Origin of the sequence: Methylobacterium sp. 1030, from assembly GCF_040544715.1 — a bacterium.
GTDB lineage: Bacteria > Pseudomonadota > Alphaproteobacteria > Rhizobiales > Beijerinckiaceae > Methylobacterium.
This window is the reverse complement of record NZ_JBEPKM010000032.1, coordinates 1-17,034: the sequence shown is the minus strand read 5'-3', so window position 1 is coordinate 17,034 and position 17,034 is coordinate 1. Positions and strand designations below refer to the sequence as shown.

General features: G+C 59.7%; 30 protein-coding genes. 7 read left to right on the top strand and 23 right to left on the bottom strand.

Translation table 11 applies throughout. From position 1 onward, the window contains the following. Positions 1-28: 28 nt before the first annotated feature. From ABIC30_RS29605 to ABIC30_RS29530, 16 genes are all read right to left on the bottom strand, one after another. Positions 29-733, bottom strand: a complete 705-nt coding sequence (locus ABIC30_RS29605) for a recombinase family protein (RefSeq protein ID WP_354456576.1) — start codon at positions 731-733, stop codon at positions 29-31. A gap of 303 nt (positions 734-1,036) precedes the next feature. Continuing rightward, positions 1,037-1,456 (bottom strand): hypothetical protein, encoded by a 420-nt coding sequence (locus ABIC30_RS29600; RefSeq protein WP_354456575.1) that lies wholly within the window; start codon positions 1,454-1,456, stop codon positions 1,037-1,039. Positions 1,457-1,738: 282 nt separating this feature from the next. Next, on the bottom strand, positions 1,739-3,610 hold the full coding sequence (locus ABIC30_RS29595) for a ParB/RepB/Spo0J family partition protein (protein WP_354456574.1): 1,872 nt from the start codon (positions 3,608-3,610) through the stop codon (positions 1,739-1,741). A 51-nt stretch (positions 3,611-3,661) separates the two neighbouring features. Then, positions 3,662-4,516, bottom strand: a complete 855-nt coding sequence (locus tag ABIC30_RS29590; RefSeq protein ID WP_354456573.1) for an ArdC family protein — start codon at positions 4,514-4,516, stop codon at positions 3,662-3,664. A 212-nt stretch (positions 4,517-4,728) separates the two neighbouring features. After that, complete coding sequence (locus tag ABIC30_RS29585) at positions 4,729-4,911, bottom strand: hypothetical protein (protein ID WP_354456572.1); 183 nt, start codon at positions 4,909-4,911, stop codon at positions 4,729-4,731. Then, positions 4,908-5,717 carry a hypothetical protein gene (locus tag ABIC30_RS29580; protein WP_354456571.1) on the bottom strand — a complete coding sequence of 270 codons (810 nt, stop codon included), beginning with the start codon at positions 5,715-5,717 and terminating at the stop codon, positions 4,908-4,910. The genes ABIC30_RS29585 and ABIC30_RS29580 overlap by 4 nt, the downstream gene beginning before the upstream one ends. 17 nt (positions 5,718-5,734) lie before the next feature. Further along, on the bottom strand, positions 5,735-5,953 hold the full coding sequence (locus ABIC30_RS29575) for a hypothetical protein (protein WP_354456570.1): 219 nt from the start codon (positions 5,951-5,953) through the stop codon (positions 5,735-5,737). Further along, complete coding sequence (locus ABIC30_RS29570; protein WP_354456569.1) at positions 5,950-6,810, bottom strand: hypothetical protein; 861 nt, start codon at positions 6,808-6,810, stop codon at positions 5,950-5,952. The genes ABIC30_RS29575 and ABIC30_RS29570 overlap by 4 nt, the downstream gene beginning before the upstream one ends. After that, complete coding sequence (locus tag ABIC30_RS29565; RefSeq protein ID WP_354456568.1) at positions 6,807-7,181, bottom strand: hypothetical protein; 375 nt, start codon at positions 7,179-7,181, stop codon at positions 6,807-6,809. Before ABIC30_RS29565 ends, ABIC30_RS29570 begins: the two co-directional genes overlap by 4 nt. A gap of 2 nt (positions 7,182-7,183) precedes the next feature. Further along, positions 7,184-7,768 carry a hypothetical protein gene (locus ABIC30_RS29560; RefSeq protein ID WP_354456567.1) on the bottom strand — a complete coding sequence of 195 codons (585 nt, stop codon included), beginning with the start codon at positions 7,766-7,768 and terminating at the stop codon, positions 7,184-7,186. After that, the gene (locus tag ABIC30_RS29555; RefSeq protein WP_354456566.1) at positions 7,765-8,139 is read right to left on the bottom strand and encodes a hypothetical protein; all 375 of its coding nucleotides are present in this window, start codon (positions 8,137-8,139) and stop codon (positions 7,765-7,767) included. The genes ABIC30_RS29560 and ABIC30_RS29555 overlap by 4 nt, the downstream gene beginning before the upstream one ends. Before the next feature lie 131 nt (positions 8,140-8,270). Continuing rightward, entirely contained in the window at positions 8,271-8,540 is a 270-nt protein-coding gene (locus ABIC30_RS29550; RefSeq protein WP_354456565.1) for a hypothetical protein, read from the bottom strand. 2 nt (positions 8,541-8,542) lie between these two features. Continuing rightward, positions 8,543-8,752 (bottom strand): hypothetical protein, encoded by a 210-nt coding sequence (locus tag ABIC30_RS29545; protein ID WP_354456564.1) that lies wholly within the window; start codon positions 8,750-8,752, stop codon positions 8,543-8,545. A 10-nt stretch (positions 8,753-8,762) separates the two neighbouring features. After that, positions 8,763-9,125 carry a hypothetical protein gene (locus ABIC30_RS29540; protein WP_354456563.1) on the bottom strand — a complete coding sequence of 121 codons (363 nt, stop codon included), beginning with the start codon at positions 9,123-9,125 and terminating at the stop codon, positions 8,763-8,765. A gap of 103 nt (positions 9,126-9,228) precedes the next feature. After that, positions 9,229-9,684, bottom strand: coding sequence for a single-stranded DNA-binding protein (locus ABIC30_RS29535; protein WP_354456562.1), 456 nt, complete (start codon positions 9,682-9,684; stop codon positions 9,229-9,231). A 65-nt stretch (positions 9,685-9,749) separates the two neighbouring features. Further along, positions 9,750-9,923 (bottom strand): hypothetical protein, encoded by a 174-nt coding sequence (locus ABIC30_RS29530; protein ID WP_354456561.1) that lies wholly within the window; start codon positions 9,921-9,923, stop codon positions 9,750-9,752. A gap of 283 nt (positions 9,924-10,206) precedes the next feature. Here ABIC30_RS29530 and ABIC30_RS29525 point away from each other — a divergent pair, with 283 nt between their 5' ends. The 7 genes from ABIC30_RS29525 (at position 10,207) to ABIC30_RS29495 (ending at position 12,054) form a co-directional block, all read left to right on the top strand. Next, positions 10,207-10,383, top strand: coding sequence for a ribbon-helix-helix domain-containing protein (locus ABIC30_RS29525; protein ID WP_354456560.1), 177 nt, complete (start codon positions 10,207-10,209; stop codon positions 10,381-10,383). Positions 10,384-10,396: 13 nt separating this feature from the next. Next, positions 10,397-10,699 carry a hypothetical protein gene (locus ABIC30_RS29520; protein ID WP_354456559.1) on the top strand — a complete coding sequence of 101 codons (303 nt, stop codon included), beginning with the start codon at positions 10,397-10,399 and terminating at the stop codon, positions 10,697-10,699. Next, positions 10,699-11,151, top strand: coding sequence for a hypothetical protein (locus ABIC30_RS29515; protein WP_354456558.1), 453 nt, complete (start codon positions 10,699-10,701; stop codon positions 11,149-11,151). The genes ABIC30_RS29520 and ABIC30_RS29515 overlap by 1 nt, the downstream gene beginning before the upstream one ends. Further along, on the top strand, positions 11,144-11,323 hold the full coding sequence (locus ABIC30_RS29510; protein ID WP_354456557.1) for a hypothetical protein: 180 nt from the start codon (positions 11,144-11,146) through the stop codon (positions 11,321-11,323). The genes ABIC30_RS29515 and ABIC30_RS29510 overlap by 8 nt, the downstream gene beginning before the upstream one ends. Beyond that, positions 11,316-11,573, top strand: a complete 258-nt coding sequence (locus ABIC30_RS29505; protein WP_354456556.1) for a hypothetical protein — start codon at positions 11,316-11,318, stop codon at positions 11,571-11,573. Before ABIC30_RS29510 ends, ABIC30_RS29505 begins: the two co-directional genes overlap by 8 nt. A gap of 9 nt (positions 11,574-11,582) precedes the next feature. Next, a complete protein-coding gene (locus ABIC30_RS29500) occupies positions 11,583-11,720 on the top strand; it encodes a hypothetical protein (protein WP_354456555.1) in 138 nt (45 codons plus the stop codon). Positions 11,721-11,808: 88 nt separating this feature from the next. Further along, positions 11,809-12,054 (top strand): hypothetical protein, encoded by a 246-nt coding sequence (locus ABIC30_RS29495; protein ID WP_354456554.1) that lies wholly within the window; start codon positions 11,809-11,811, stop codon positions 12,052-12,054. On the opposite strand, the gene ABIC30_RS29490 is transcribed toward ABIC30_RS29495, so the two are convergent. From ABIC30_RS29490 to ABIC30_RS29460, 7 genes are all read right to left on the bottom strand, one after another. Then, positions 12,051-12,404 (bottom strand): hypothetical protein, encoded by a 354-nt coding sequence (locus ABIC30_RS29490; protein ID WP_354456553.1) that lies wholly within the window; start codon positions 12,402-12,404, stop codon positions 12,051-12,053. The two genes, ABIC30_RS29495 and ABIC30_RS29490, sit on opposite strands and share 4 nt — an antisense overlap. Continuing rightward, positions 12,389-13,153 carry a hypothetical protein gene (locus tag ABIC30_RS29485; protein ID WP_354456552.1) on the bottom strand — a complete coding sequence of 255 codons (765 nt, stop codon included), beginning with the start codon at positions 13,151-13,153 and terminating at the stop codon, positions 12,389-12,391. The genes ABIC30_RS29490 and ABIC30_RS29485 overlap by 16 nt, the downstream gene beginning before the upstream one ends. Positions 13,154-13,219: 66 nt before the next feature. Continuing rightward, a complete protein-coding gene (locus tag ABIC30_RS29480) occupies positions 13,220-13,525 on the bottom strand; it encodes a hypothetical protein (protein ID WP_354456551.1) in 306 nt (101 codons plus the stop codon). Then, the gene (locus tag ABIC30_RS29475; RefSeq protein ID WP_354456550.1) at positions 13,522-13,920 is read right to left on the bottom strand and encodes a M15 family metallopeptidase; all 399 of its coding nucleotides are present in this window, start codon (positions 13,918-13,920) and stop codon (positions 13,522-13,524) included. The genes ABIC30_RS29480 and ABIC30_RS29475 overlap by 4 nt, the downstream gene beginning before the upstream one ends. A gap of 384 nt (positions 13,921-14,304) precedes the next feature. Then, positions 14,305-14,844, bottom strand: coding sequence for a hypothetical protein (locus ABIC30_RS29470; protein WP_354456549.1), 540 nt, complete (start codon positions 14,842-14,844; stop codon positions 14,305-14,307). Next, complete coding sequence (locus ABIC30_RS29465; RefSeq protein ID WP_354456548.1) at positions 14,841-16,493, bottom strand: hypothetical protein; 1,653 nt, start codon at positions 16,491-16,493, stop codon at positions 14,841-14,843. Before ABIC30_RS29465 ends, ABIC30_RS29470 begins: the two co-directional genes overlap by 4 nt. A 1-nt stretch (position 16,494) precedes the next feature. Next, positions 16,495-17,034, bottom strand: a 540-nt coding sequence (locus tag ABIC30_RS29460; protein WP_354456547.1) for a hypothetical protein, incomplete at its 5' end; no start/stop codon positions are given.

Below are 17,034 nucleotides of genomic sequence, written 5' to 3'. Positions count from 1 at the left end.
TATGCGTTATGACAAGCTATTCCGCTATCTATGCGTTATGTAAATATATGTCGTTCTTCAGGATTTTGGAAATCGACGAGGCGTAGAACTTACCGCCGTTGCGGCCTCGATGCCCAGCGGCGTTAAGTGTCTTGGCGATGTAGTGCAGGCTGCGGTTCTGCATCCGCTCCGCCATGATCTGGCCGACAATGGCCTGCTCTTCAGGGCAGGGGACAAGACGGCCATCCTCGGTGCGCTGGAAGCCCAGCGGGACGGACTTGTTATAGACGGTCATGCCGCGCTTCTTGTGGCGCAGGGCGGTCGTCACGCGCTCCGCGATCAGGTTGCGCTCCAGTTCGGCAAAGCCCGCCATCATGGTGAGGAACATGCGGCCCATGGCGCTGGCCGTGTTGATGGTCGCGCCTCCATGGTCGACCAGGTGCAGGGCGATCCCCGCCTTATCCCAGATGCGCGTCTGCCCCAGCGCGTCCACGGTATCGCGGAAGAGCCTGTCCAGCTTCAGGGTGATGACGTGCTTCGCCTTGTGCTGTTCCAGCAGCTCGATGACGCGCCGCCCCGCTGGGCGCTCCCCCAGCGCGATCTTGCCGCTCACACCTTCCTCGCGGACGATCTCCATCAGGTCGAGGCCTGTCATGGTGCAATAGGCGCGGATGCGCTCCTCCTGCGCGGCGAGGGAGACGCCTTCCTCGGCCTGCCGGTCGGTCGATACGCGGACGTAGGCGATGGCTTTCACTGGAATAGCTCTGACATGAGGCGGCACATAGCAACGTGGCGGGCGTCACGGTCATCTTCACGATAGGCTATCCAGACAGTAGGGAGGCCGAAACGCGATGCCGCTAAAATTCGGGTTCTCTCTGGTAGCTCGAACCAGTAACGAAGAAGTGGCGACGCGGGTTTATCGCTTATTCTCACCTTGTCGGGGGCGGTCATGGTTTGCTCACCTTATCGCAAGCCAGACACTTCGTCGTGTTACCATAGCAGGCCCACGAATGGCCGAGGATAAAACAGCGGATTTTCCAGAGGTTCATGCGGCCTCCTATTCCATCCACGAAAGGCAGTCTTCGGCACTGCATTTCGCGTGGACGTGGCCGTTTGATGCAATGGAGAAATAAAGCGCGCCCTTACACGAGGGGCATTCAATCGAACCGCCTTTTAGCCCAGTTTGGATAATGGCTCGTCTGGCGGTCATTATCATCTGGAAGCGTCCTTTTGTGTATTCCTCCCACGCCGCCACTTCGGCCTCCGTTGGCTTTTCCATTTTCGGGCAGGACACGCAAGACACAGGCTTTGTACATGGCAGGATATTAATCCATCCGGTTTCTGATCCGGCAACGGTCTTGTAATTCATTCCGGCCTTGCAGGTCTCATTATTCGCAAAACCGTTGTAGTTTTTGCACCATCCGGCAACTGCACGGGGCGGGCGCTGCGGGGATTCTTCCGCTTTACTTGTTTCCATTAATTTCCCTTCTCTTGATTTTGATAATCAGCGGATTTCCGCCGAAAAATAATGTACACCCACAGGCGTGGGTGTACAAGAAAAAGTCAGGGTTTCTGACCTATTGCGCGTTGTGCGGTGCAACAGGGTCTTTGCATCCGGCATGGACCAGCCGGAAGCGATCCAGCGGGGCGAGGAATTCGCGGACGGGAAGCGGGCCTTCCGGCATCGGGGAGGACGATCCGCACCGCTTGCAGTGCATATCGCCCTCCTTGGCCCGGATGATGATCCAAGGCGTCCGCATTATGCCGCCTCGTCCATATCGTCTTCGTCGCCGTCGATGCCTTCCCAATCGTCGGCTTCTTCCGTGTCGGCCAGTTCGTCCTCGTCGAGAGGCTGGTCGCGCATCGGCTCCGGTAGCCATGCAAAGTCACTGGCGGCGATCTTCTCGGCGTATAGGGCGAGTTCCTTCTTCTTCAGCTTTGCCAGCGGCTTCAGGTCGGTTTCGGTCTGGCCCATTTCCTTCAGGTCGGCCATGATCTGCTCCGCGCTTATCTTTCCGAAGTAATTCGCCGCCGTTGGCGTGAAGTGCTTGCGCACGTCCACCTCAAGATGCTTGCGGATTTGCTTCGTCGAGGATGCGCTACGGTTCACCAGCGGCCCGACCAGCGCGGCCAGCATATCCATAAGCTTCTCGCGGGTCTGAAGCCCAAGCCAGTGCCAGAGGTCTGCGGGCGCGGTTGGCATCCCTTCCAGCTTATCGGAGGCCAGCGTTTCGATGTAGGCGCGGCCCGTAGCATCATCCGGCACACGCTGGGGCTTTGCATCGAGTGCCAGCGGGTTCCAGCCGTACCGTTTCGAGGTGCGCCGGATGGCGAGGGAATAAACCACGGCGATCAGGGCGGTGTCGGGGTCTTCGGCCAGTTCCACCTGTATGGCGTCCAGCGTGTAATCCTTCAGGTCGGTCAGAAGGCTCTGGCTGAAGGCGGGTTTTTCCGGCTCGTCGGCTTCCTTCCCGTCCTTCGCCTTCTTATCCTTCGGCATGTCGGCCTTACGGATCAGGCCACGGGTGATTTCCAGTGTCCCGTCATAGTCGAGGACGATCACCGCGCCGCCTCGGGCGTATGCGGCCTTGCTGAAGGTCGGGGTGCGGTTGTCGATTTTGTCGATAGCGTCTTCGACTTCCTCCTTACGGGCTTCCTGTTCATCGGACAGGCCATCCTCGTTGTCGATCTCCTCCAGTTCGGCGAGTTCTTTTTGGAGGTCGTCCAGCGCGGATTTTTGCTCAAACGTCAAAGGCGGTTTTTTGCCCTTGTCCTCACCAAACTTCTGCTTTTCAGACCATGTTAACTGTTCGCGCTCCTCGACCCATTTCCAGCCTTCGGCCTGTACGCTGGCAACGGCTTCTTTCATCTTTTCCGAAACAAGCCTGTTCAGCAGCTGCGCGTCGATCAGATAACCGCTCTCGCGGTCGTCGAAGAGGTCGCGGCGGACAATCCCGCCAGCGGCCTCGTAGGCGGCCACACCAACGAAGCGGGCGCGCTTGTCGGTGAATGGCACCTCGTCCTTGGTCAGGGCTTCACGGATGCGCCATGCGGTCGCTCGGCCGCCCAGCTGCTGGCGGATTATCAGCTGCGCGTCCTGATCGTCCGTAAGGGCAAAGGCTTCCAGTTCGTCGAGGTTGAGGTCGCTGTCCGGATCGCGGTATTCCGCCAGCAGGGCAGGGTGGACACGGCCAAGGCGCAGCCGCTGGTTGACGATGCGCTCGGTCACGCCGAAACGGGCGGCAATGTCCGCAATCGGCATTTCCTTGTCCGCCAGCGCGGCAAAGGCCTCGAACTGGTCGGCGGGGTGCATGTCCGCGCGGATCGTGTTCTCGGCAAGGCTGATTTCCAGCGCGTCCGCCATGTCGACGACGATGCAGGGGACAGCATAGTCCTTGTCGATCTTCTTCGCGTTTGCCAGCTTTTGCAGGGCTAGGAGACGCCGCTGGCCGGCTACGACATAGGTTCCCTTGCCCTTGTCGAAAACATGGAGCGGGTTTAGGAGGCCGTGCGCCTCGATGGATGCCATCAGGTCGCCAAGGTCTTGATCCGCGCCTGTCTTGCGGACGTTGCCCTCCCATACGGCAAGGAGGTTCAGTGCAACGGATTTTCTGTCAAAGTCTTTAGTCATGGTAGTTTCCCTTCTCAATTAAGTGGTTGGTAGAAATACGCTTTTAGAAACTTATTTGCCGAGTTCCGGCACAAGGAACGATGCGGCTTTAGATGCCATACCGGAGGCCTTGAATATCGCCTTGTCGTCGTTCTTCAGGACGGTTGCCCAGCTTTTCAAATACTGGCCGTGGTGGCGATCCATGCCGTCGATATTGAAGTGATGGCAAAGGAAGGCGGAGGTCATTTCCGCGATCAATTCCTCGGCGGCATAGGCCTCGCTCTTGAATTTGCCGGACAGGTCACGCGCCAGACGCTTTTCCGCGCCCGTCCAGTGGCCCAATTCATGGAATTGCACGGCGTAGTACGACTCGATGCTCTCGAATGCCGCAGCGTCGACCATGTGGACAGTGTCGGACGCTGGCCTGTAAAAGCACTGGCTAAGGTCGGGAACGATGGCCGCGCCTGTTTTCGCTACGGCTGTTTCTATATCCGGTCTGCGCTCGACGGGCTTCAATTCGATGGGCTGGGGCCGGAAAGCTTCCGCGCCTTCGACCTGATCGAGGCTGAAAACGTAGTAGGTCTTAAACAACAGGCGGGTAGCGTCTTCGCCTTCCTGCTCGGATGCCTCGTTAAACTTCGCCTTGATTTCAATCGGGCGAATGACGGGCGTTCCTTTCTCGCCCTTGCGGACGGTCGCTCCGGCTTCCGCCCATTGGTTGTAAGTCGCCCAGAGGTGGCTTGAACCCTGCATTGCGAGGAAGGAAAGCCAAAAGGCGTTGAAACCCGTGTATTTCTTGCCCGTGGTCGGGTTTTCAGGGTATCCGATACCTTGACTGCGCCATGGTTTTACGAACGGATTGTCGCCGCCTTCCATGGCGGAAATGACCTTCTCTGTAACCGTCTTAAAAAAATCGTCTGTTTTCATCGCTTCTCCGTGTTGGGTTGCTCTAAATCGTTAAAGGGGAATGGCCGCGCCATTACCCTTGGCTCCCGCCGAGGGTGGGGGGCAGAGCGTCACAGGGCGAAACCGGAGCCACGCGCAGCTGCAGGCCTGCCGAAGCGAGCATGGCGAGGATTTCGGGCTTGCCTTTACCCTTGACGCGGCGTTGGGGGCGAAGCCCCCAGCCTTACCGGTCTTCATGGCATCACCAGCGCGAAGTATTCTCGCACGCTGGGCGGCTTCGGCTTAACCGGCGTGATACGCTCGGTCGGAACCTTCTTCGGCAGGAAGCAATAGTCCTCGGGCTGTTTCCGCTCGGCATAGATCCCGCCGATGAAGAACGGCAGGCCGATGGCCGCGATCTTGAAAGCCGTCCTCACGCACGGTTCGAGGGATTTACCCCTTCGGCCTCCACGCGCTTGAATTCGACAACCCAGACCCACGGATTGGCGTCCCAGCTTTCAGCGCCGTTGATGGCTCTCCACAAAGACGCAAAGCTATGTTTGGCAAATTCGTAGTGACCGTAAGGTATACCATCTAGATATTCCATCAGAGTCGGGCCGTATGGAAGCCAGCCGTCCTCTTTTGGATGTCTCTCCACACCTTCCGCTTTGGCATCTCCTTCGCTGACGTCCTTCAAACGCTCGACACGAACGGCGGTGATTTCGAGGTCTATTCGGCTGGCCCAGCGCGGCATGTGGATGGACGGCTTATAGCCTTTGCCTCTGCCTTCTATATCGCCCGCCCATCCGGAAAAACGGGCCTTGCCGGTTTTGGAATAATCGAAGCTTTCGCCATTCCGCCCGCGGGGATCTTCCATCAAGAAATGATCCTCGTGCATCAAATAGCGGCGATTATGATCTGCTTTGTAGAGAATACAGGGGCCGTCATCGCTGTTGGCATCCGCCCATGTTTCCCGCACCCACATGCGGTCGCCCGTAAAACCGTAAGGGCAGTATATCGGGTATTCCATGCCCCGATCACTCTCACTGTCTCCGAACATATTGAACGGCCACCATCCTCTGCCGTGATCCAGCATGATGATACCATCTGCATGAGCTTTCGATGGTTTAACTACCCGTCGCGTCTGCGTCTTGCGCCCTTCCAGGATGGCTCTCACCATCGGCGCGCTGAACAAGATTGGTCTTTCTTTTACCGGGGCTTCCCCGGCGGTCTTTGTTTCCATCATATCCTCCGTGATGGTTAGGGCTGAAACTGCTCGTGCCGGACGATCTGATCCACAGGCATAACCTCGTCGCCGTCTCCGGCCAGCGCTACGGGCTTGCCGCGCTGCGCCTGTGACGCCTTGGCGTGCTCGATGACCTCCTCGGCCGCGAGGCGCGCCTTTTCCTGATCGGGCTGGGGGTTGCCGTGAACGATCGACCGGCCGGCGGCGTCGAAGAAACGGGAAAGCCAGGTCATGATGTTCTCCATACCCTCACGCCGCCATCCATGAAGCGGCTGGTGAACGTCTTTCCGGGGTGGTTTTTTGCATAGTTGGCGACGGCGGAGCGAATATTCTCGCTAAGGCCGGGAACGAAGAAACTCTGATTGATCTCAAGCTCGCCCAGCGGATATTTTTTCTTATCCCCGTAGTTGTAGGCTCTGGGCGGTATCGGTATTCCGGTTTCGATCACATAGTCGGATGGCGCGGCGGGCTTTGCTCGATGGCCCCATGGTCGTGGCTTTACATTTGCGTTCTTGAGCGCGTGGCGCACTGATCCGACCGAAATGCCGTAAATCTCGGCGCAGGCGTCGAGGGAGGCTCCGGAAAGATAAGTTTCGACCACCTTGGCGTTTCTATCCGCAATCTCTTGCCGGTAAGCGCTTGTTGCTACGGAGCGGATCTCGTTTACGATCTCCCTTGCCTGCTGTACGGCCTGCACGCCCACGTCTTCACCGCGAGCCCGCGCGTGGGCCTTCCTGGCGCCGCGTGAAATAGGGTTCGACTCCATGGCCTTCAGATACTCGTCCGCGGTCATACCCTTGGCGCGGGCGCGGGATTTGATGCCAGCGCGGCGATTACGCTCCCGCTGGCGATGGCGGCGCTCTTCATCGGACAGCTGGACGCGTGGCTGTTTCGGCTTGGTCGGCGCCTTCGCTTTGCGGTTTCGCACCCATGCGTTGGTGCTGTGGTTCGACTTCTGGCCCTCTCCGGGGCCGGGACAGAGGGTAGCGCCACGGGAGGCAAGGAATTCGGCTTTCAGGCGCTCGGTATCCGGATCCCGCTTCTTGGGCGCCATGTTCAGGCCGCGGATAAGGTTGGGGTTCTCGATCATGCTGGCCGTCCTGGCTGCAGCGTGCGGACGCATAGCATGCCCACCATGAGGTCGATCGAGCGGGTGCCGAAGGCGGTTATCAGCTCGGAATGCAGGTACTGGTAGATGCGCTCCGCCGCCTGCCTGTCCTTGCAGGTGATCCAGACCCGGCCCTCTTCGGCCGAGCGCGTCACCAGCTCGACATCCTTCATCCAGTGGAAGACGCGCACCGGTTCGGACGTTTTTGCCAGCGCGGCGATGGCCCGCTTCACGCTGGGGTCGAGGTCGAAAGCCGGGTCAGCACGGCGGGCGCGTTCCTGCTGCATCAGCCAGCGCAGGGTTTCCTCGACGTTGTGCGCCTCTTCGCGGGTTTTGGTTGGTGTGAAGCCCATGGCTATTTCCTCCTCTCGTTTTTGAATTCTGGCGATTTGATGCACCATGACTGCCAGGCTGCGAACCAGTCGTCTTTCCGGCCGTTCGGCTTGCTGGCGTTTTGCAGGTAGTACAGCCGGAAAAGCTGCCATTGCTCGTCAATTTCCTTCGCCGACATGCCGTTTTGCTCGTAAGCCCAATCGCCCCAATCCTGCGGCAGGTCGCTCGGGCCGTGGCCGGTGGCCTTCATCCACTGCGCAAGGTTCTGGTCGGTGGCTGGGTGCGGCGGTGCTTGCCGGTCAGGCTTCGAGGCCTTTTTCGGCGGCGGCGCGGAAATATCCCGGGAAGGGGGTATAGGGGATGGGTGATTGGGTGCAGGGAAAGAGGGAAGGGGACAAGGGGGAAACCCGGGCTGTGACTGTCCCGTGACGGTCACGTCCTTGTCCCGTGACTTGTCGCGGGAACGGCGTTTACGCTCGCGCTGCTCGGCAAGGCGGGTTTCTTCCTTCTCCTGAATGTCGGCCATCAGTTCGAGCACGCCGGCCATCTGCTCGGCGGATAGATCGAGGGCAGCCAGCTTGCGCAGTGCGGCGGCGGAAACGCTCATCTGCGCCTCCGGAGGGATTTCTTGCGGGTGTAGGCGCGCGCCGTGTTGCGCATGATCGCACGGCGCGCTCTGACAGCCTTGCGCCCGCGTTCAGCCCTTTGCTGGCGGGTCAGGCGGTTGTGATGGTAGCCGCACACTGTAAGCAGCAGTTTGTCCGGGTAATCCCAGACATGGATCGGCAGGTAGCGAATGTGGTGGACTTCCAGCGCGACCGTCTCGCCGCAACCTTCGATCCGGCACTGGCGGCCATCGCGCTGAAGGATTTTCGCCTTCTTGCGGTGCCAGCGCGGATCTAAATATTCATGTTCGTGATTGTACGGCAAGAGTCCCCCATGAAAAGAAAAAACCGGCGAGCAATAGCGGGAGGACATCCTCTATTACGCCTTAGACCTCGTTCCCTTAAAACGGCAGGTCGTACCGGGGAGCTACCCCGACCGGCTTTATTGAAGAATACATGAAGCGAACACGGTGTAAACAGGAACTTGTAGAGTACATATTACGACTATTCAGCGTCGGGGAGCACAATCACATAACGATAATCGGCTGCCCTGAATAAACCGTCCGCGCTATCCAACAAAAGGAATTCTATATTCTCTGCTGTTTTCACAAACCGGTCTAAACCTCTCGCATTGCGTTCAGCTCTTTCTTTAGTTTCAAACGATATGTGCGATCGCCAGTGCTTCCCGTCATGCGTAACGGCGACGTACCGCCATTTGCCTTTGTAGCTGTCCAGCGGATCTCCCAGCTTCGGTTTGTCGATAACGTCTTCCATGGTTATGCCTTCTGGCGTTCCATGGCGGCGAACTCGCGCAGCTCCTCGATGCCGAGGGCATCCCAATCGCCTTTGCAGGCGCGCGCCGCCTGATTTCGCTGCCAGTTCGTCATGCCGTTTATGACGGCTTGCCGGGCGGCGTAGGCTTCCCTGATCGCCTCGTGGCTCATGCGGTTAAGGTCGGATAGCGGGTCGGTAACGGTTGTGTTCATAGTTCCTCCTTTAAAAAAGTCGTCGTATTGATTGGTCTTCGAGCGTTTCGTAGGCCAGCGGTTCGTAAAGCTCCATCAGCTGCTCGAAGGTAAAATCCGGCTGTCCGTATGGAACTGTCTTGCTGTCGTGGAGCATCTGCAAACCTTTAAGCTTGCCGATTTCTTCCCAGAGCGAGCCGCGGATATGGCCGTTGCCGTAATGCACCAAAGGGTATTCATTCAGTGGGTGCTGGCGCACGAGGATCCGGAATTTCATCACAGAATTTTGTGTACCCTTGGAGGTAAAGATCAGCCCGCGCTTAATGTTCGAGCCAGGGCCGTCGTGGCAGTTCTTGACGATCTGAACGTCAAAGCGACTGGTGAATTCGGTCATGGTTTTCCTCCGGGCGATACAGCCCCGCCCGGCCATACGGGACAGGCCGCGCCGGCATGACCGGAGACGAACTGCTGGGGCTGGGCGGGGGTCTGCGTTGTCATCAGCGTGGGCCGCTCGGGCCGCGCGACTGCTGGCGGTAGTTGTTTGCGCTGCGCTCGGGCGGGTTGCTCTGGTTGGCCGGCACCCGCGCGTCGCGATCCTGTTTCGGCATGGTGTCCGCCAGCGTCAGGGAATCGTCCCTGAAGGCGCGCAAAACCATCTCCGTGATCGAGTGCTTGGCCCCGTCCTTTTCATAGGTGCGGGTTTCCGGCGTCGCATTCACGAAGACCTGGCTGCCCTGCTTCACATACGGCTCGATCACGTTCTCGATCAGGCCTTTGTCGCGGACGACGATCCGCGCCCATTCCGTGCGCGTCTGCTTTTGCCCGTCCCCATCTTTCCAGCTTTCCGAGGCGGCGATGCTGAAATTCGCAACAAGCCCGCCATCCGGAAAGGTGCGGATTTCCGGATCATTGCCCACCCTCCCAACGCCGATGAATTTAAACTTTCCTGCCATATGGCTCTCCTTCTCTTCTGCGCCCGATTGCCCCGGCGCGCGGGTTATCCCGGTGCGGGAATTCTTCAGGCGAAAATCTGGGTCAGCACGAAAACGCCGATCATCATCACGATGCAGCCGAGGCCGCCGAACACATCGGCCAGCGTGATGTCGACAAAGCGGACGCGCGGCGGAGCCTCGCCCAGCGGGTTGTAGGCGCGGCAATACTTGTGCGGGGTGTATGGGCCTTGCGCGGACATTAGCGGCCTCCCTTGACGAGGCGCAGGGCCGGGCGGGGAGCGCGGCGGCCGGGGCATAGGACATAGATCGAGGGAATGATGCGTTCGCCGTGGATCGTAATCTTGCGGCTCTGAACCTCGGTATCAAGCAAAACGCGGTGTTCGGTGACGAAGTCGGCCGCTATAACGACCTGTCTTATTTTCCTTTTCATGTAATACCCTTTTTATGTTGCAAAGGACTTAAGTTATTTGTAGATTATGCGGAGAAAAACGTTTCGTCAATGAACTTTTATTCGGAGTTATTATGGAAGTTACGAAGGGTCTGTTTGCCACGCATATTGATGTAACCTTGCGCCGCAGGGTCAAATTCCTGTCCGTGATGACGGGAAAGACGATCGAAGCGCTGGCAACGGAAGCCCTGACAGACCTTCTCAAAAAGCACGAAGATAAAAACCAAGGGACGGACGTTCAATCAAATTGAGAAGGGAAATACTATGGAAGACCAGTTCACTAAGCCTGTGCATCAAATGTCGCCTGACGAAATTGGTATGCGCAAACGCGAGGTAATTGCGGCGGTCACTGATGCCGTGAACAAAGACAATTGCGTTCTGGCTATCTTGGAAGAACGGGAGGGACAGAACCGCGTCCTCGCTCATAAGGCTACAGATTTTTTTATCGCCCATGGGATTGCGGGCATTATTCGTAGTCGACCAATAACCGCCATCTATGTGTCGAAGCTTTTGGAGGGCGAGAACGTCCGGCTTGAGAAGGCTCCGGAAGTCGGGAGCATGCAGTAATGGCCCTGCCGTATGAAAATGTTACGGCAGGCGACAAGGCGCTGGGGGAGATACAGAAGATCCTCCAGCACTTCGGCTGCCAGTCGTTCGGATCCATGATGGATTTCGAAAACAAGAAGCTGATCGTGCAATTCCGTTACCGCGACATGCCTATTACGATCGAAGCCTCGATGGCGGGTTACGCCGCCGCCTGGCTGAAAGAGCACCCGTTCAATCCGCGCCATCATCGGGGCGGAAAGCAAAAGCACGAGGCAAAGGCCGTGGAGGTCGCCGGCCGGGCCGTCTATTCGGTCGTGCGGGATTGGGTGAAGGGACAGGTGACGGCCATCGAGTGCGGGATCCTGTCGTTCGAGGGTGCTTTCCTCGGCCAGATCATGCTGCCCAGCGGCAAGACCGTCCTGCAGCACGCCACGGAGAACAAGCTGCTCCAGATTGGCGGGCCTAATGCCTAGCCGTGACAGCTCCCTCCTGCCCATTCTTACGGATGCGTTCTGGCTCTTTGTCCTGGCCTGTCTGGGGTACGCCTTCGTGAAGCTCGGCTTCGATTGGGCGGATGCGGAAACCCTGCGCCTGATCGGTGTAGGCTCTCTCCTTGTCAGCCTTCTGGTGAACGCCGATGAGTGATGATCCCAAAGACGATAAAACGGCGCTCGACATCGTGCGGGCCTTCGCGGTGGCGGTGCAGAATGACCGGCCCATGGCGCTCCTGTTCGAGGTCGACGAGCACCGGATGGCCTTCACCGCCAAAAAGGTGACGGAGGGATTCGTCATCAGCGCCCTGAACGCGCTCGCCACGCGCTACCCCGTGCAGTTCAAGGCCTTCGTCGAAGTGTGGCAGCGCAATAACAACGGGCCTGTCCCGCCGCTGCAGTAGGAGGCATCCATGGCTGATTTCATATGGAAGTGCCTTGTGCTCCTGCTCCTGACGGTGATCGCGGTCGGCGTCGCGTCGCTCGCGGCTCCCAAAAAGCCAAGCGAGCGAAAGCCGCCGGGCGCCAAGCGATTGGATCTGATCGCATGATGGCGCAGCTGGTCAGGATATGGCGTTTTATCGCCCGCGCGGCCGTCGAGGACGTGCCGCTCGAGCATCGCGTCTGGTAGGGGGCGGGATGGGCCTGCGGGAGGTCTGGGCGGTCGCCGTAACGCTCGTCGACGATTCACGGCATTTCGGGACGCTGCGCCATAACAGCATGGACGCCGCCCTTGCCTCTCTTACCCGGTTTCTCAACAGCGACGCGCAGGAGGTCACGCTGGAATGCGGGATCGTCGATTACGCGGATACGAAGGATTTCGAGCTGGTGCAGCTTGAGCCGGAATTCAGGGTCGTGCGGATCGACCCGCAGCTGAACAATTAGGCCGCCTCGATGGCGGCGTCCCATTCGGCCGGGCGGGCGATCTCGGCGCATTGCACGGTGACGCCTTCGGGCAGGTAGTCGCGCCAGAGGTAAAACAGCGGGTGCGAGGTCGGCGACCAGATATAAAAATCCCCGTTCGGCGCCTGCTTCACGACATCCCAGCTGTTCGTTCTGCTGCCCGGCATGTCGTTTCCGTCCGCGTCCTTGCCGACGACGTATTTCGTGCCGTCCGGGTTGGTTCCGACCGTGTAGCCTTCCCCGGCCCAATAGGTGGCCGCGATGGCATTGATGACGGCAAGATCGTGCTGAACGGCTGCCAGCGATCCGGTAAGGATTAAAGGTTCGTCCATGGTGCCCCCCATTTGTTGATGAAGTAGAGCGCGCGGCCGTTGATTTCCGCGTTGGAATGCGCGCTTTGATAAGCGCAATCCTCACAAAACAGGCCGTTGAAATACTTCCGCCCGCCCGCTGCCTCTTCCCGGCCGAGGGAGAAAGAGTTGGGCAAGGATACGTCCGACGCGTTGGTTGCGGTGTATTTTACGCCGTTGACGATGCAGTCGAGGGTCGTGCCCTGCCGGCGCAGGACGAGCAGGAACAGGGTCGTCGAGTTCAGGATGTTGCCGCCGGGGTTGAAGCCCCCGCCGTTCAGCCAGAGCGCGTCACGGCCGAAGGTCGTGGACAGCATCCCCCAGAATGCCGAGCCGCCGCTATGGCCGCCCAGAAACATATGATCCCCGACCGCGTTCCGCTTCAGGACCATATACAGCGTGTTCGGCCCCATCGCGATGTTGCCGGGCTGGTTTTGCATCTGCATCCAGCTGGAAGAGCCGTTGAATACGAGCGTGTTCTTGCCGTTGATCTGCGTTCCGTTCGTCGCGGGCTGCGACGATCCGGTGACTTGCTGGTAAAAGCGGTTGTTCGCGGATTTGTCGGCCAGCGTCAGGACAAGATTGCTGGTCTGGCCGATGTTCGCAGGGTCGGTGTCCGCGGCGTCGTGCCAGAATTCCGGCGATCCTGCGCTGGGCGCGATCGGCTGTATGATATTGTTCGTCCGGAGCCGCGGCGACAGGCCCAGCCCGATATTGTTCAAACCCCTCATTTTCCTCCTTTGGCGGCGCTCTCGTTGTGCGCGGTGACGTTCTGCATGTCGGTTCGGGTCAAAGTGCTATCGACGGAAAAGGGGATAACGTCGCACGCATTCATCGGTCGGGACGTCGAACACGCTGGAAGCGCAATAACGGCGCACAAGAGCATTGTCGTCCAGTTGGCGGATTTCATGGAGTTTGCGGGCTTGCGCATTGCGGGCTTCCTTCTCGGCATTGGCGTAATTGGCTTCGGTGTCTTTCACCCCGCGCGCGTATGCTTGCGCCTCGCGGTGCTGGACGTACAAAAAAGCCCCGATCAGCAGGGCGATCAGGGCGATGTGGGCGCGGTAATTCCACAAGGTCAAAAGGGCTTTGGGCCAGATCATGGGTAAACCTTCCGGTCGAGTTCGATGTGTCCGCCGTCTTTGAGCGTCTTCCAGTCGCCACCCCAGACGATGGCGATGCCCAGCTCCTTGGCGGCCTGTTTGAAGGCCAGCGCGACCTGGTAATAAAGCTCGTACTCGTCCTCGGTGTCGCCGTTGACGTATTTGCCCCGGACATAGACGCCATAGTCGATGGCCTTGCCGGTCAGGTGGCGGGAATGAAGGGTCTGGCTCGCGCCCCGCGCCACGTTGTCGGCCTGCTCCTTGGCGGTACGAAGCCCCTGCAGGATCCCGAAATCGACCGGTGAAAGCTCCAGCGCCCGGCGGCACACGCGCTGCAACGGGTCTTCGACGGTGCGAAGCTCTCGCTCCGACCGTTCACCAAATTTCCATGACATGATTCCCTATTCTGCCGGCTTGCCCGACTCGGTGAGACAGTTGACCGTCCGCCGTCCGTGAAGGGAGCGGATGGTGCAGACGGCCTCGTAAACCGCCCGCGAATTTTCTTTGTGGGCCTGCTCGATCCGGCGGGTGCAGGGAAAGATCCAGCGTTCCAGTCTAGCGAGTATTTGCACGGATAACCTCCGTCAGGGTGGTAATTGCAACGGTATTTTGCGTAATCGTATCGAGCAGCTTGTCCGCCATCGAGGCGTTACGCTTCCACTGTAAGTATAGGGCGAAACCCAGACTTATACAGACCAACACCAGAATTGTGACCATCCCGCCATATTCGTACAGGCTGACCAGTCCTTTACCGGCCGCGCCGGCTATTTCTCCTTCCATCAGCCCCCCAGGTACGAGATTGCAGCGATGCCCAGCGCCGCGCCGTAAATCGGCTCCGCGTAGGCCCAGCTGTCGGTTTTATGAAAGGCGTAGTGCAGGCTCTGACCCGCCCAATAGACGGCAGGAAACAGCGCCCCGGCGAGGATGAACCAAGGGCTGGGATCATCCAGAAAGGTCGGCAGGGTCAGGCATGCGCCAAGGAAGACGCCGCGCTGCAGCCCCTTTTTCCAGCCCATGGAGCGGGGAAAGCCCGCCTCGACGTAATCGCCCCAGCCGCGGCGGTACGTGCCGATGGCGCCCGCTTCTTCGCCCATGGACGGGGCATTGCCGGTGAACCACGCCAGAGCGAAGGCCACGCCAGCGAGCGGATCGTGGATCATGCCGACGTAGAGGCCTGCCAGACATGCGGAAATGATAGATCCGTCGAAGATCCGTTCTGTTGCCATGTTAGAATTCTGGAAAGCCGTCCAGCCGGGGATGCGGCCGAGCCATCCGCCCTTGATCGCCATGAGGGCCGCGAAGACGAGGACGGGGATCATAGGCGCGTATCCCGCCAGCCGAGGGTTCGGACGCATATGCGATCGTTCGCGCCAGAGACGGACTGGCGCGTCCGGATCTGCGAGAGCGCATTGAGCGGCAACCACATGTCGGAGACAGCCGAGTCGGCCGACGTGGTCACGTCCGGCGTCCAGGTGCAGTTCGAGGCGTTCGGCGCGGCGTCGATCTGCGATACGGCCGTGATGAGGACGTAGAAGCCGGCTCCCGAGCTGGATCCGTTCGCCATCTTGACGCTGACGTTGGCAATCTGGTTCGGCGGGGCGCTGACGGTGCGCAGTATGGCCGCCGTGCCCTGGTTGAAGGCGTTGGAGTCGATCTGCGGGTCGGTCAGCAGGAAATGGTCGCGGTACTGCTTGAACAGCAGGATCGCACCGGCCTTGCGGATGATCGTGCCGATGCACTTTTTCTTGGTGTAGCCGGCGGGCAGGGTCGGGGCGGTATCGGACAGGGAAAACAGCACGTCCGAAACGGCCGTGGCCGGGTTGTGGATCGCCCAGACGTGCCAGAAGTTGTCCGCGATGGCGCCCGTATCGCGCCCGCCTGCGGCCGTGCCCGCCGCCCATGCCGCGTCAAGCTGCTTGGTCAGAGCGGCCAGCGTGATAAGGGTCGTGCCGTCGTCGGACATGCAGAAACCGGCGGCGATGTCGATATCGTTCGTGGCGTCGGCGGCATTGTTGGACAGGGTCAGTCCGGACAGCACGCGATCCTTCATCGCGGCAGGCAGCGAGGAAAGCGCGGGCGGCAGGATGTTCCGGGCGAAGCTTTCCCATTTCGTGCCGTCCGAATGCAGGACGATGGAGTCGTTGTAGGACGCCAGCACGATGGTCGCCGCCCGGTCGGCCTGTTCGGTTCCGTTCGGGTCGATGGTGATCGCGTTGGGGGACGTGTCCGCCTTCTTGAGCATCAGGACGAAGCCCGCGCCGGCCGTAGCGGCGGCGGGCAGGTTCACGCTGCAGGCGGCGGCAGAGGCGTCGATCAGGACGGGGACGCGGTTGTAGGACTGATCGAGCGTCAGGTTCGGCGTGCCGATGCTGTTGGTCAGGGTCTTGGGCGCGCTCGCCTGCCCCGATCCGATCACGTTCCAGGACGTGGCGCCGGAAACCACGATGGCGCTCTGGCCCGGATAGAGGATGTAAGTCGCGGCCCCGTTGATCTGCTCGGCCGCGTCCGGGTCGATCGTCACGATGCCGGTCGAGGCGTTGCGCACCGAAAAGACAAAGCCCTGCCCAAGGTCGGCCAGCGCGGCCAGCGTGAGCGTCAGGGCCGCGCTACAGACCAGCAGGTTGTTCTCGTAGGCGGCCGTGATCGGCGTGTTGTTCGAAAGGGCCACGACGCTCGATCCGAACACGTTGGCCGCGTCACCGGAGATATTGTCCCGGCTCCAGACCAGCGATCCGTCAGCCTTCCTTACCTCGAACGTGTAGGCGCCCGCGTCGAGCCAGATATCGGCATAGCCTTCGGAATTCAAAACCACGGGGTTGGCGTTCGGCGTGGTGTTGGCCGCGTCCGTAAAGGTCGTCTTGAATGTCGTGGTCTTGTTTTCGTAGGTGTAGATTTTCCAGCCTGCTGCCGGATAGCCGTTTGCGTCGAATAACCGGTACCTGCCCGGCGAGGGTGCGATCTTTGCCATTCTACTCCTTGCTTGAGGGCTCGGGTTTTTTGCTTTTCAGGGATTTGAGCTTTTCGCCTGCGTCCTCCGCCAGCGGCGTGCCGGCGATGGATTTCTGGAAGGCGTTCAGCGCGCGGGTGCGGGCGATGCCGGTCTTCGCGCTCTTGAGGTCGGTCAGAAGCTTGCGCCCTTCCGGGCCGGTCAGGATGTCGGCAAAGTCGTTCAGGAACTTCGCCTCGGCCTCGGGATCCTGCATGGCGCGCTGCAAGCCGCGCTTGATTTTTCCCAATCCGGAAAGGGGTTTGAGAAGGTCGGAAACAGCCAGCGCGTCGGCGCTTTGTCCCTTCGCCCCGCCGGACAGGATCTCGTCGGCCTTCAAAAGCGGCTGGGTGCGCGATCCGGCGTTGTAGGCGTTCGATTTGCCCGCCTGCGCGAGGACGTCCATGAATTCGGCGAACGGCTGGTATTTGGTGCCGAGCACGGTGCGCCATTGCTCCTGCGCCGCCGTCGACGGCGTGTTGCCCCAGACCTTGTTTGCGAAGGTCAGCGGGTCGTTCTTGTT